This window comes from Pengzhenrongella phosphoraccumulans (assembly GCF_045689905.1).
Lineage (GTDB): Bacteria > Actinomycetota > Actinomycetes > Actinomycetales > Cellulomonadaceae > Pengzhenrongella > Pengzhenrongella phosphoraccumulans.
The window spans coordinates 3,437,358-3,449,391 of the sequence record NZ_CP144210.1 but is presented as its reverse complement, the minus strand read 5'-3'; the positions used below and the strand labels follow the sequence as shown (position 1 = coordinate 3,449,391).

15 protein-coding genes and 1 tRNA gene are annotated in these 12,034 nt (G+C 73.5%); 5 read left to right on the top strand and 11 right to left on the bottom strand.

Annotated features, from left to right (window positions below; genetic code table 11):
• Position 1: 1 nt before the first annotated feature.
• Entirely contained in the window at positions 2 to 355 is a 354-nt protein-coding gene (locus VTA80_RS15905) for a GroES family chaperonin (RefSeq protein ID WP_407342062.1), read from the bottom strand.
• Positions 356 to 389: 34 nt separating this feature from the next.
• On the opposite strand from VTA80_RS15905, the gene bcp reads away from it, so the two are divergent.
• A complete protein-coding gene (bcp, locus tag VTA80_RS15900) occupies positions 390 to 860 on the top strand; it encodes a thioredoxin-dependent thiol peroxidase (RefSeq protein ID WP_407342061.1) in 471 nt (156 codons plus the stop codon).
• Positions 861 to 923: 63 nt separating this feature from the next.
• Positions 924 to 1,007 (top strand) — tRNA-Leu (locus VTA80_RS15895).
• Between the two features lie 52 nt (positions 1,008 to 1,059).
• On the opposite strand, the gene VTA80_RS15890 is transcribed toward VTA80_RS15895, so the two are convergent.
• Positions 1,060 to 1,434 (bottom strand): thioredoxin family protein, encoded by a 375-nt coding sequence (locus VTA80_RS15890; RefSeq protein ID WP_407342060.1) that lies wholly within the window; start codon positions 1,432 to 1,434, stop codon positions 1,060 to 1,062.
• 147 nt (positions 1,435 to 1,581) lie between these two features.
• Between VTA80_RS15890 and VTA80_RS15885 the strand changes: the two genes are divergently transcribed.
• Entirely contained in the window at positions 1,582 to 2,133 is a 552-nt protein-coding gene (locus VTA80_RS15885; RefSeq protein WP_407342059.1) for an NUDIX hydrolase family protein, read from the top strand.
• A gap of 18 nt (positions 2,134 to 2,151) precedes the next feature.
• Here VTA80_RS15885 and VTA80_RS15880 read toward each other — a convergent pair whose 3' ends face one another.
• The gene (locus VTA80_RS15880; RefSeq protein ID WP_407342058.1) at positions 2,152 to 3,798 is read right to left on the bottom strand and encodes an ABC-F family ATP-binding cassette domain-containing protein; all 1,647 of its coding nucleotides are present in this window, start codon (positions 3,796 to 3,798) and stop codon (positions 2,152 to 2,154) included.
• A 42-nt stretch (positions 3,799 to 3,840) separates the two neighbouring features.
• On the opposite strand from VTA80_RS15880, the gene VTA80_RS15875 reads away from it, so the two are divergent.
• Complete coding sequence (locus VTA80_RS15875) at positions 3,841 to 4,242, top strand: DUF3054 domain-containing protein (protein WP_407342057.1); 402 nt, start codon at positions 3,841 to 3,843, stop codon at positions 4,240 to 4,242.
• On the opposite strand, the gene rdgB is transcribed toward VTA80_RS15875, so the two are convergent.
• The 6 genes from rdgB to clpS are packed head-to-tail and all read right to left on the bottom strand — an operon-like array spanning position 4,184 to position 8,326.
• Complete coding sequence (gene rdgB / locus VTA80_RS15870) at positions 4,184 to 4,888, bottom strand: RdgB/HAM1 family non-canonical purine NTP pyrophosphatase (RefSeq protein WP_407342056.1); 705 nt, start codon at positions 4,886 to 4,888, stop codon at positions 4,184 to 4,186. The genes VTA80_RS15875 and rdgB overlap by 59 nt on opposite strands.
• Entirely contained in the window at positions 4,885 to 5,652 is a 768-nt protein-coding gene (rph, locus tag VTA80_RS15865) for a ribonuclease PH (RefSeq protein WP_407342055.1), read from the bottom strand. The genes rdgB and rph overlap by 4 nt, the downstream gene beginning before the upstream one ends.
• Positions 5,653 to 5,710: 58 nt before the next feature.
• Complete coding sequence (locus VTA80_RS15860; RefSeq protein ID WP_407342054.1) at positions 5,711 to 6,499, bottom strand: MBL fold metallo-hydrolase; 789 nt, start codon at positions 6,497 to 6,499, stop codon at positions 5,711 to 5,713.
• Positions 6,496 to 7,311: a glutamate racemase gene (murI, locus tag VTA80_RS15855; RefSeq protein ID WP_407342053.1), complete on the bottom strand. Its 816-nt coding sequence runs from the start codon at positions 7,309 to 7,311 to the stop codon at positions 6,496 to 6,498. The genes VTA80_RS15860 and murI overlap by 4 nt, the downstream gene beginning before the upstream one ends.
• A 38-nt stretch (positions 7,312 to 7,349) precedes the next feature.
• Entirely contained in the window at positions 7,350 to 8,033 is a 684-nt protein-coding gene (locus tag VTA80_RS15850; protein WP_407342052.1) for a DUF2017 family protein, read from the bottom strand.
• On the bottom strand, positions 8,033 to 8,326 hold the full coding sequence (gene clpS / locus VTA80_RS15845) for an ATP-dependent Clp protease adapter ClpS (protein WP_407342051.1): 294 nt from the start codon (positions 8,324 to 8,326) through the stop codon (positions 8,033 to 8,035). The genes VTA80_RS15850 and clpS overlap by 1 nt, the downstream gene beginning before the upstream one ends.
• 176 nt (positions 8,327 to 8,502) lie before the next feature.
• Here clpS and VTA80_RS15840 point away from each other — a divergent pair, with 176 nt between their 5' ends.
• Positions 8,503 to 9,786, top strand: coding sequence for a nicotinate phosphoribosyltransferase (locus VTA80_RS15840; RefSeq protein ID WP_407345792.1), 1,284 nt, complete (start codon positions 8,503 to 8,505; stop codon positions 9,784 to 9,786).
• A gap of 25 nt (positions 9,787 to 9,811) precedes the next feature.
• Here VTA80_RS15840 and VTA80_RS15835 read toward each other — a convergent pair whose 3' ends face one another.
• Together VTA80_RS15835 and VTA80_RS15830 are read right to left on the bottom strand one after the other, a co-directional pair.
• Positions 9,812 to 11,644, bottom strand: coding sequence for a DEAD/DEAH box helicase (locus tag VTA80_RS15835; protein WP_407342050.1), 1,833 nt, complete (start codon positions 11,642 to 11,644; stop codon positions 9,812 to 9,814).
• Complete coding sequence (locus VTA80_RS15830; protein ID WP_407342049.1) at positions 11,641 to 11,991, bottom strand: DUF3039 domain-containing protein; 351 nt, start codon at positions 11,989 to 11,991, stop codon at positions 11,641 to 11,643. Before VTA80_RS15830 ends, VTA80_RS15835 begins: the two co-directional genes overlap by 4 nt.
• Positions 11,992 to 12,034 lie beyond the last annotated feature (43 nt).

Sequence of the window (12,034 nt, the reverse complement as noted above, 5' to 3'; positions counted from 1 at the left end):
CTCAGAGGTACAGCCCCGTGCCCTGACCGCTCGCCTCGGGCCGGACCACCGCGTGCACGTCCTTCTCCCGCAGCACGACGTACACCGTCCCGGTCAGCTCGACCTCGGCCCGCTCCTCGGGGTCGAACAGGACCCGGTCCCCGACCGCGATCTGGCGCACGCCCTGCCCGGTCGACGCGACGTAGCCCCACGCGAGCTTGCGCTCGGGCACGGCGGTGGCCGGGATCACGATGCCCGACGCCGACCGGCGCTCGGCCGACTCCGCGTCGTACTTCACGAGCAGGCGGTCGGCCAGCATCCGGATCCCGGGGGGCAGCTCGGACGACGGGGGTTCGTCCCGGATGGTGTTCACCATTCGACGGTACCCGCGCCTGGCTAGGCTGACCGTCATGACCCCCCGCCTCACCCCCGGTGACACCGCCCCCGATTTCACGCTCCCCACGGCCGACGGCGGCAGCCTCACCCTGTCCGAGCAGCGCGGGCAGCACGTCATCGTGTACTTCTACCCGGCCGCGATGACGCCCGGGTGCACGACGCAGGCGTGCGACTTCCGGGACTCGCTGGCGACCCTGCAGGGCAAGGGCTACAGCGTGGTAGGCATCTCGCCCGACCCCGTGGACAAGCTCGCGGCGTTCGTCGAGCGGGACGGCCTGACCTTCCCGCTCGCCTCGGACCCGGACAAGCAGGTGCTGATCGCGTGGGGCGCCTTCGGCGAGAAGAGCCTGTACGGCAAGACCGTCACCGGCGTGATCCGCTCGACCGTCGTCGTCGACCCGGACGGGCGGGTCGAGCTCGCCCAGTACAACATCAAGGCCACCGGGCACGTGGCCAAGCTGCGGCGCGACCTCGGGATCGACTGACCTGCTGCTCGACCACGCGCCCGCGTGTCAGGAATCCCACCGCAGTATGGAAAGGTGGTCGGCGCGGGAGTGGTGAAATGGTAGCCACGCGGCGTTTAGGTCGCCGTGCCTTCGGGCGTGCGGGTTCGATTCCCGTCTCCCGCACCAGTTGTTCCGGCCACCCGGTTTTCGACCACCAGTTGTTCAGGCCATGCGCTGCTCAGACCTCGGGGGCGTCGTCCTGTGCGGCGATCTGGGCGCGGACCTCCGCCATGTCGAGGGCCTTGACGGCGGCGAGCACCTGGTCCAGGGCCGGGGCCGGCAGCGCGCCAGCCTGGTTGAAGACCAGGATCCCCTCGCGGAACGCCATCAGCGTCGGGATGGACGTGATGCCCAGGTCGCCGGCGAGACCCTGCTCCGCCTCGGTGTCCACCTTCGCGTGCAGCACCTCGGGGTTCGCCTCGGAGGACGCCTCGAAGATCGGGCCGAAGCGCTTGCACGGCCCGCACCACTCGGCCCAGAAGTCGACCAGGACGATGTCGTTGTCCTTGATCGCCTGTTCGATCGTGATCTCGGTCAGTTCCTTCGTCGCCACGTCGGGCTCCTCTTCGTCTCAGCTCGGTCCAAGTCGCAGTTCGGTCCTAGTTCAACCGGGTTCTAGGACAATCTGCGGCGCGGGAGTATTCCCGGCGCGTGCGCGCGCCGAATAGGGGTTCGCCGCACGGCAGGGTAGAACGGCACCGTGACCGAAACCGTCGACTTCCCCCTGCCCGAGCGTCCGGCCGGTTGGCTGAGCCGCACCGAGATCGAGCGGGCACGCGCCTCGCTCCCGATCCTGTACGTCGACGCGGTGCCCGTGCGGGTCGACGACTCCGGCGACGTCGTCGCGGTGGGGATCCTGTTGCGCATCACGCCGGAGGGCGTCATGTCGCGCGCCCTGGTCTCCGGTCGCGTGATGTACCACGAGCGCGTGCGCGATGCGCTGGTGCGGCACATCGAGAAGGACCTGGGCCCGATGGCGCTCCCCCAGATCCCGCCGTCGCCCCAGCCGTTCACGATCGCGGAGTACTTCCCGACCCCCGGCGTGACGCCGTACCACGACCCGCGCCAGCACGCCGTCTCGCTCGCGTACATCATCCCGGTCGCCGGCGACTGCCGGCCCCAGCAGGATGCGCTCGACCTCGCCTGGCTGACCCCCGAGGAGGCCACCAGCGAACAGGTCCAGGTCGAGATGAGCGGCGGGACGGGCACCCTGCTGCGGCAGGCCATGGCGCACGTGGGTCGGCTGCGGTAGTCGCGGGCGACCCTCGGCTCAGCCCAGCGCGAGCTCCGGCCAGTCGGCGAGGTCCGCGCGCAGCTTGCGGTCGTGCGTCGCCACGACGACGGCGGCCGACGTCGCCCGCAGCGCCGCCGTGAGCTCGTCGACCAGCGCGATCGACAGGTGGTTCGTCGGCTCGTCGAGGATGAGCAGGTGCGGCGCGGCGAGCAGCGCGCGCGCCAGGTCGAAGCGCCGGCGCTGACCCACGGAGAGGTCCACGAGCGGGCGGTCGAGGTCGTCCTCGGTGAGCAGCCCGAGGAACGCGACGGGCACGAGCTGGTCGGGATCGAGCAGCCCGCCCGCGAGCAGGTCGAGCGCGGCCCGTGCGTAGGCGTCGAACCCCGTCGTCGTCGCCGGCCCCTCCTGGGTCGTCGCGTCGTCCTGGGCCAGGAGACCCAGCCGCACCCCCGGGGCGAGCTCCAGGGACCCGCGAGCGAGCGGGAGGACCCCTGCGAGCACGGCGAGCAGCGTGGACTTGCCCGAGCCGTTCGCGCCGGTGACCAGCAGGCGCCCGCACGGCGGCACCGACACGCGGGTCCCCGCGAGGTCCAGGCGACCGGGCACGAGCGGCGCGCGCACCTCGAGCAGCGGTCGGCCCGACGGCGTCCCGCCCGCGGCGGCCGGTAGCGCCGGCAGGTCGGGGAACGCGAGCGCGAGCGGCGGCACGGGCACCTCGACGGCCGCGGCCTCGAGCCGCTGCACCATCCGGTCGGCCGCCTTGACGTGCACGCGCGCGTGGGTCGCGCGGCCGTTCGTCTGGCTGCCCTTCGGCGGCCGCCACGCGTCCGACAGGCCCTCGTACGACTCGTCGAGCCGGCGCAACAGCTTCTGGCGGCGCTGCTGCTCGGCCGCGTACCGCTGGCGCCACCGGCGCAGCGCCTGGTCCTTGGCGAATCGGTAGGCCGCATAGCTCGTCGCGCCGTACAGCGCCGGGCGCCCGTCGATGGTCGGGTCGAGGTCGAGGATCGCGGTCATCACGTCGTCGAGCAGCTGGCGGTCGTGCGTGACGATCACCACGACGCCCGGCCAGGTGCGCAGGTGCGCCGTCAGGTACTCGATCCCCGACGTGTCCAGGTGGTTCGTCGGCTCGTCCAGCAGCAGCACGTCGGCGCGCTGCGCGATCCGGCAGGCCAGGCGGACCCGGTACCGCTCGCCGACGCTCATCTCAGCGAGCCGACGCGCGGGGTCACGGGGCGCGCCGAAGCGGGTGAGGGCCTCGTCCATCCGCCGGTCCGCATCCCAGCCCGCGAGCTGCTCGACCCGCGCGAGCGCCTCGGTCAGGGTGGCGAGGTTGCCGCAGTCGTGGTCGAAGTCGGCGATGGTCGCCTCGAGCGCGCGGTCCGCGAGGCGCACCTCCCCGAGCGCCTCGTCGACGAGCGTGCCGACAGTCGCATCCGGCCCGACCTCGAGCTCCTGGGCGACGACTGCGAGCGACCCGGCCCGGCGCACGCTGCCCACCTGCGGCAGCAGCTCCCCGGCCAGGACCTGCAGCAGGGTCGACTTGCCGGCCCCGTTCTCACCCACGACGCCGATGCGCTGGCCTGCGCCGGCCACGATCGTGACGGCGTCGAGCACCGGACGCCCCGGGTACGCGAAGCTCACGCCGTCGGCTACGAGGTGGACGGCCCCGGGTGCGATCACGGCCGGCACTGGTGCGGGTCCCGAACCGGTACGGTCGGGCGCATGCGCCGACCGATCGTGCTCGCGGCAGCCGCCGACGCGGCGTGCATCCTCACGTTCGCGGCCGTGGGGCGCGCCTCCCATGCCGAGACCGGCGCGCTGGCCGACGTCGTCCGCATCGCCTGGCCGTTCCTCGTCGGGGCGGCGCTGGCGTGGTCGGTGACCCGAGCGTGGCGGCACCCGCTGGGGGTGTGGCCCACCGGCGTGCAGATCTGGGCCGGCACCTGGTCCGTCGGCATGCTCCTGCGGGGCCTGGCCGGGGGCGGGCTGGCGCCGACCTTCCTGCTCGTGGCCGCAGCCGCGCTCGGCGCGACGCTCCTCGGGTGGCGGGGCATCGTCGCGCTGGTCAGTGCGACCCGGCGCCCGGCGCCGCGGGGGGCGTCGACACCACGCGCGTCGTCGTGACCACCGGTCGCTGCCCGCGCAGCACGGCGACGATGACGGGCGCGAGGGCCCGGAAGGCCTCGCCGCGGTGCGAGATGGCGTTCTTCTCGTCCGGCGTGAGCTCGGCGCTCGTGCGCGTGTCGCCGGCGGGGATGAGGATCGGGTCGTAACCGAACCCGTTCGCGCCGCGCGGCACGGTCGCCAGCGTGCCGCGCAGGAACCCGTGCTCGACGTGCTCGAAACCGTCCGGGAGCACGAGCGCGGCGGCGCACACGAACTGCGCACCGCGATGCTCGGGGGCGATGTCCGCGAGCTGGGCGAGCAACAGCTCGACGTTGGCGGTGTCGCTCGCGTGGCTCCCCGCCCAGCGCGCGGAAAAGATCCCCGGCGAACCGCCGAGGACGTCGACCGCGAGCCCCGAGTCGTCGGCGATCGCCGGCAGGCCCGTGAACGCCGCCAGGGCGCGCGCCTTGACGAGCGCGTTCGCGGCGAACGTGAGGCCGTCCTCGACCGGCTCGCTCGCCCCGACATCGCCTGCACCGACGATGTCCTGCGCCTCGATCCCGGGCAGCAGGTCCGTCAGGATCGCCCGCAGCTCGCCGATCTTGTGGGCGTTGTGCGTGGCCAGCACCACCCGCGGGGTGCGCGCGGACGGCGTCGTGCTCACGATCGCGGCGTCGGGTCCGTCGCGAGCGCGAGCTCCTGCTTGCGGGTCAGCTCGGCGGTGCCCGCGAGCGCGAGCCCGAGCAGCGTGTCGAGCTCGGCACGGTCGAACGGCGCGTGCTCGGCGGTCCCCTGGACCTCGACGAACAGCCCCTTGCCCGTGACGACGACGTTCATGTCCGTGTCGGCGCGCACGTCCTCGACGTACGGCAGGTCGAGCATCGGGATCCCGTCGACGATGCCGACGCTCACGGCCGCGACCGAGTCCAGCAGCACGGGCTTGGACCCCTTGATGGCGCCCTGGCGCTGACCCCACGCGATCGCGTCGGCGAGCGCGACCCAGGCGCCGGTGACCGCGGCCGTGCGGGTGCCGCCGTCGGCCTGGAGCACGTCGCAGTCGAGCACCAGGGTGTTCTCCCCGAGCGCCGCGACGTCGACGACGGCGCGCAGCGACCGCCCGATGAGCCGGGAGATCTCGTGCGTGCGACCGCCGACGCGGCCCTTGACGGACTCCCGGTCGGACCGGGTCGACGTCGCGCGCGGCAGCATCGCGTACTCGGCGGTGACCCAGCCCTGGCCCGAGCCCTTCTTCCAGCGCGGCACGCCGGGCGTGAACGACGCGACGCAGAGAACCTTGGTGTTGCCGAACTCGACGAGCACGTTGCCCTCGCCGGAGTCGAGCCAGCGGCGGGTGATCGTGATCGGGCGCAGCTCGTCGGTGCGGCGGCCGTCGGGGCGCAGGAAGGCGCCAGAAGTAGCGTTGGTCATGCGGGCGAGTTTACCGTCCGGGCAGGTGCGGCGGCCCTGGCGGGCAGCAATGGCGGCCCTACAGGACGAACACGGCGCCGGGCTGGGCCAGGTCGATCGGACCAGAGAAGACCTCGCGGGCCTCGGCCAGCGTGATCGCAGGGTTGTTCCAGGCGGGCACGTGCGTGAGCACGAGCCGGCCCGAAAGCCCCGTCGCCGCGGCGCGGCCTGCGCGCCGACCGGTCAGGTGCACCCCCCGCACCGCGTCGTCGCGCCCCTCGAGGAAGCCCGCCTCGGACAGCAGGAGGTCCGCGCCGGCCGCGAGCGCGTCGAGGCCGTCGCACGCGTCGGTGTCCCCCGTGTACGCGAGGGTGACCCGGCGCGCCGGGTCCGCGTGCGACGGGCCCGTCACGCGGATCCCGAAGGCCGGCACCGGGTGCCGCATCGCGACCGGCTCGAGCCGGAGCGGGCCGATGTCGATCGGTTGCCCGGGCTCCCACTGCCGCACGTCGACCTGACCGCCGATGTCGGTGGCCGGATCCGTGCCGGCGAGCTGCGCGAGCCGCTCGACGGTCCCCTCGGGACCGAACACGGGCACCGGGCCGCACGGCCCGCCCGGGTGGTAGCGGCGGTACACGCCGAGCACGACGAGGTCGGCCGCGTGGTCCGCGTGCAGGTGGGAGATCGCGAACGCGTCGACGGCGGTGGGATCGCAGTACTTCTGCAGGGGCCCGAACGCGCCGTTGCCCAGGTCGAGCACGACCCGCCACGTGCGCCCGTCGCCGTCGTCGGCCTCGACGAGATAGCTGGACGCGGCCGAGTGGGCGCTCGGGAACGACCCCGCGCACCCGACCACCGTGAGCCTCACCGGAGCACCCCGGCCGCCTCGACGGCACCGACCTCCGGACCGAGGAAACGCCTGGCCAAGACCTGGAACGAGGCCGTGTCACCGGTGACGAGGAACCGGTGCTGCGGCGGGCCCGACGACGCGAGCCGCTCGAGGCCGTGCGCCACGAGGGTCCGGAAGACGTCCTTGGCGGTCTCCTCCGCGCTCGAGACGAGCGTCACCTCGTCCCCCATCACGTACGAGATCACCCCGGTGAGCAGCGGGTAGTGCGTGCAGCCGAGCACGAGGGTGTCGACGCCCGCGGCGCGGACCGGATCGAGGTACTCGTGCGCGAGCGCGAGCACCTCGGGACCCGAGGTGATCCCCGCCTCGACCATCTCGACGAACCGCGGGCACGCCTGGGTGGTCAGCCGCAGGCGCGGGGCGACCGCGAACGCGTCCTCGTAGGAGCGGGAGTCGATCGTGGCGCGCGTCCCGATCACGCCGATCCGTCCGGTGCGGCTCGCCGCGACCGCCCGTCGCGCGGCGGGGAGGATCACCTCGACCACGGGGAGCCCCCGGCGCTTGGTGTACCGCTCGCGGGCATCGCGCAGGACGGCCGAGGACGCCGTGTTGCAGGCGATGACCAGCATCTTCACACCCTGGTCGACGAGGTCGTCCATGACCTCGAGGGCATGGGCGCGCACGGCCGCGAGCGGCTTCGAGCCGTACGGGGAGTTCAGCGTGTCCCCGATGTACAGCAGGGACTCGTGCGGCAGCTGGTCGAGGATCGAGCGCGCGACGGTGAGCCCGCCCACGCCGGAGTCGAAGATCCCGATGGGAAGGTCGGTCACGGACCGCGGGTTCACCGGCGGCTCCGTCGGGTCGCCGATCACGGCAGGTCCGCGAGAAGGACGGCCATGAGGGACTCCTGCAGCCAGCCGAGCGCGGCGTAGACGGAGCCGAGGTACTCGCGGATCTCGTCCTGGAGCACCTCCCGCGCGCTGCGGTCCGGGTCCTGCTCCCCCAGGTCGCGCCGGTCGAGCGCGTCGTAGAGCGCGTCCGAGTCCTCCTCGGTCTCGAGCCCGAGCCGATCGGCGAGCACGAGGCGCAGGTCGGTGATCGTCGCGGCGAGGTCGACGGCGTCGTCCCGGGCCACGACCAGATCGGTGTCCGCCTCGTCCGGCGCGCCCGCGGCACCGCCCGTGAGGGACAGCCACAGGGCACGCAGCCGCTCGATCTTGGCGTTGCGCAGGTCACCCTCGGTGAGGCGCCGGAACTCGGCGGCGAGCTCGGCGTCGTCGTCGGACGCGTCCGGGAGCAGCCGGTGCACCGCGGGATCGACCGGCGGTGGCACGGCGTCGGGCAGCGGCCGCAGGCCGAGCAGCGAGCGGACCGGATCGGGCTCGTCCCCGGCGGGCGTCGCGGTGGTGGCCGTCGCAGTGGCCGACGGCGACCCGAACCGCCCGGCCCCGAGCAGCTCGGCGACGTCCGCCACGACCGTGGCGAGCACCTCCCGCTCGGTGGCGTCGAGCCCGGCGACGTAGCCGACGTCCTCGGAGCGGAACCCGCGCATCAGACGCCGCCCTGCTGGAGCGTGGCCCACAGGCCGAACGAGTGCATCGCCTGCACGTCCACCTCCATCTGCTCGCGGTTGCCGGTCGACACGACGGCGCGGCCCTGCTCGTGCACCTGCCGCATCAGCTTGTCTGCCTGCGCGGCGGGGTAACCGAAGTACGACCGGAAGACGAAGCTCACGTAGCTCATGAGGTTGACCGGGTCGTTCCAGACGATCGTGATCCATGCGTCAGCAAGGCGGGTGTCCTCGTCGACCTGGTGGTCTTGCACGGGTGAGGTCTGAACGGGCACGCCCCCACTGTAAGTGTCGCCGTCCGTCGGGCGGCCCAACGGCGCGGACGGCCTACGGTGAACCCATGAGTGCACCGGAGCCCTCGGCGCAGGTGGGCGGCACCGTCCGCACCGTTCCTGCCCCCCTCCCCCCCCGTCCGAGCACAGCGCTGCTCACCGACCGCTACGAGCTGACGATGCTCCAGGCGGCCCTCGCGGACGGCACGGCGGGACGTCACTGCGTGTTCGAGGTCTTCACCCGGCGGCTGCCCCCCGGGCGCCGCTACGGCGTCCTCGCCGGGACCGGTCGCGTGCTCGAGGCCCTCGCGGACTTCCGGTTCGGCGACGCCGAGCTCGACTGGCTCGCCGCCGAGCGGGTGGTCGACGCCGCGACCCTCGACTACCTCGCGAACTACCGGTTCACCGGCGAGATCTGGGGGTACGCCGAGGGCGAGGTCTTCTTCCCCGGCTCGCCGGTGATGGCCGTCGAGGGGACGTTCGCCGAGGCCGTCCTGCTCGAGACCCTGATCCTGTCCATCCTCAACTACGACTCGGCCGTGGCGTCGGCCGCGTCACGGATGACGAGCGCCGCCGTCGGCCGTCCGATCCTCGAGATGGGCTCGCGGCGGGCGCACGAGCAGGCCGCCGTGTCCGCCGCGCGCGCGTGCGTCGTGGCGGGCTTCGTGGGGACCTCGAACCTCGAGGCCGGGCGCCGCTGGGGGCTGCCGACGATCGGCACCGCCGCGCACGCCTTCACCCTGCTGCACGACGACGAGGAGTCCGCGTTCGCGGCCCAGATCGCCTCGCAGGGCACGGGGACGACCCTCCTGGTCGACACGTTCGACATCCACCGCGGGGTCCGCGCCGCGATCGCGGCCGGCGGCACCGGGCTGGGCGCGGTGCGCCTCGACTCGGGCGACCTGCTCTCGCTCGCGCAGGACGTCCGCCGCCAGCTCGACGAGCTGGGCGCGACCGGCACGAAGATCACGGTGACGTCGGACCTCGACGAGTACGCGATCGCCGCGCTCGCCGCGGCGCCGGTGGACAGCTACGGGGTGGGCACCTCGGTCGTGACCGGCTCGGGCGCCCCCACCTGCGGCATGGTCTACAAGCTCGTCGCCCGGGCGGGGTCCGACGGCGTGCTGGCCCGCGTCGCGAAGGCGTCGACCTCCAAGGTGGGCATCGGCGGCCGCAAGGGCGCCGCGCGCCGGCTCGACACGGACGGCCGGGCGGTCGAGGAGATGCTGGTCGTCGGCTCCGACGAGGCCGTGACGGGGTGGGTCGAGGACAGCCACGCGATGCGACCGCTCCAGGTGCCCCTGGTCGTCGACGGCGCCGTGGACACCCGGTGGACCGGCGCCGCCGGGGTGCGGCTCGCCGTGGCCCGCCACGAGGCCTCCCGCTCGGAGCTGCCGCGCGGGGCCCGCCGCCTCTCGGCGGACGAGGCGGCGATCCCCACGGTGGTGCACGAGCTGGACTGAGCCCGCTGGACGCCCCCCGGGGCTGTCAGCGCTTGCCGACGAACCAGCCCCGGACCATCGACACGCGCTCCTCCAGCTGGGTCACGCTCGCCAGCGCGACCTCCGGACCGCCGCCACGCCGGCGGAGCTCGGTGTGCACGGCGCCGTGCGGCTGACCGCTGCGCCGGGCCCACGCGGAGACCAGCGAGGACAGCTCCTTGCGGAGCTCGGTGAGGCGGCGGTGGTCGGCCTCGGCGCGCACCTCTGCCGTCTTCGCGCGGCCGCGACGCGCCGTCAGCTGGTCGGCCTGCCGCTGCTTGAGCAGCGTGGTGACCTGGTCGGCGTCGAGCAGGCCGGGCAGCCCGAGGAAGTCGAGCTCCTCGGCCGAGCCCACATCCGCACCGGTGCCGAACTCGCCGCCGTCGAACAGCACGCGGTCGAACGAGGCCTGCGCCTCGAGCGGCTCGAACGCGCCCTGGATCCCGCCGGGGCCGACGGCGTCCGGACCGGAGTCGGGCGCGTTGGCGGCAGCCACGAGCGCGTCCTCGGGGTTGTACATGTCGCCGAGCTCGTCGGCCGTCGGGGGCCGGTCGAGCGCGTGGTCGCGCTCGACCTCGAGGCTGCCGGCCAGCTCGAGCAGCTGGGGCACGCTCGGCAGGAACAGCGACGCCGTCTCGCCGCGCCGCCGGGCTCGCACGAACCGGCCGACGGCCTGGGCGAAGAACAGCGGGGTGGCGGCGGAGGTCGCGTAGACCCCGACCGCGAGCCGCGGGACGTCGACCCCCTCGGTGACCATGCGCACGGCCACCATCCACCGGGAGGTCCCGGCGGAGAACGCGTCGATCGCGTCCGAGGCACCCACGTCCGACGACGTGTCGTCGGACAGCACGACCGTCGGCGACTGGCCGGTCAACCGGGCCAGGTGCCCGGCGTAGGCGCGGGCATCGGCCTGATCCGTCGCGATGACCATGGCGCCGGCGTCCGGGACGGTGCGGCGGACCTCGGTCAGGCGGCGGTCGGCGGCGGCCAGCACCGACGGGATCCACTCCCCGTTCGGGTCCAGCGCCGTGCGCCAGGCCTGCGCGGTCATGTCCTTGGTGAGGGGCTCCCCGAGCCGCGCACTGATCTCGTCGCCCGCCTTGGTGCGCCAGCGCATCTGCCCCGAGTAGGTGAGGAAGATCACGGGCCGCACCACGCGGTCGCGCAGCGCGTCGCCGTAGTTGTAGCTGAAGTCGGCGGAGCTGCGGCGGATGCCGTGCTCGTCGCGCTCGTAGGTCACGAACGGGATCGCCGCGGTGTCGGAGCGGAACGGCGTCCCGGTGAGAGACAGCCGACGGGTCGCACCGTCGAACGCCTCCCGGATGCCGTCACCCCACGAGAGCGCGTCCCCGCCGTGGTGGACCTCGTCGAGGATGACGAGCGTCGGGGCGGCCTCGGTGCGCGCGGCATGCAGCGCGGGCTTCATCGCGACCTGGGCGTAGGTGATCGCGACGCCGTCGAAGAACGCGCCGTGCCGGCCCTGGGCGTTCTTGAAGTTCGGGTCGAGCCGCACGCCGACGCGGGCGGCGGCATCGGCCCACTGCTTCTTGAGGTGCTCGGTCGGCGCGACGACGGTCACCCGGCGGATGACGTCGGCCTCGAGCAGCTCGGTGGCGATTCGCAGCGCGAGCGTCGTCTTGCCGGCGCCCGGGGTCGCGACGGCGAGGAAGTCACGGGGCGAGCGGGCGCGGTAGACCGCCAGCGCTTCGGCCTGCCAGGCGCGCAACTTCTCGGCGGTCCCCCACGGCGCGCGCCCAGGAAAGGCGGGCGACAGGTGGGAGGCCGCTGCAGACGAGGCAGCCGATGCGGGTCGTGCGCTGGGACGGTACCCGGGGCTCACTTTCCGCCGGAAGAGTCGGAACCGCCGCCGGCCGGGCCGTCGCCGTCCTTCGGGCTGCGCAGCCCGTCGTAGATCTCCTTGCAGATGGGGCACACGGGGAACTTGTTCGGGTCGCGACCCGGGACCCAGACCTTGCCGCACAGGGCGATCACGGCCTTGCCGGACATCGCCGAGCTCATGATCTTGTTCTTGCGCACGTAGTGCGCGAACCGCTCATGGTCGCCGGGCTCGACCTGCTCTTTGGTCTCTTCGCGTTCGAGGACGCTCGTCGAGGTGCCGCCCCCGCTGTCCGGCTGCTCACCGAAAGGATCGTCGGGACCAGTGCTGGGGGGAAGCGGCTCACTCATGGGGCGAGTCTACGACGCGCCTCCCACGAACCGGCCGTGGCCG

Bases quoted from the DNA above. Each gene is read 5' to 3' on its own strand.
- VTA80_RS15840 (WP_407345792.1), top strand. From the start codon at position 8,503: ATGCTCCAGGCGGCCCTCGCGGACGGCACGGCGGGACGTCACTGCGTG.
- VTA80_RS15850 (WP_407342052.1), bottom strand. From the start codon at position 8,033: ATGCGCGGGTTCCGCTCCGAGGACGTCGGCTACGTCGCCGGGCTCGAC.
- VTA80_RS15830 (WP_407342049.1), bottom strand. From the start codon at position 11,991: ATGAGTGAGCCGCTTCCCCCCAGCACTGGTCCCGACGATCCTTTCGGT.
- VTA80_RS15905 (WP_407342062.1), bottom strand. From the start codon at position 355: ATGGTGAACACCATCCGGGACGAACCCCCGTCGTCCGAGCTGCCCCCC.
- rph (WP_407342055.1), bottom strand. From the start codon at position 5,652: ATGACCAACGCTACTTCTGGCGCCTTCCTGCGCCCCGACGGCCGCCGC.
- VTA80_RS15875 (WP_407342057.1), top strand. From the start codon at position 3,841: ATGCGCCGACCGATCGTGCTCGCGGCAGCCGCCGACGCGGCGTGCATC.
- bcp (WP_407342061.1), top strand. From the start codon at position 390: ATGACCCCCCGCCTCACCCCCGGTGACACCGCCCCCGATTTCACGCTC.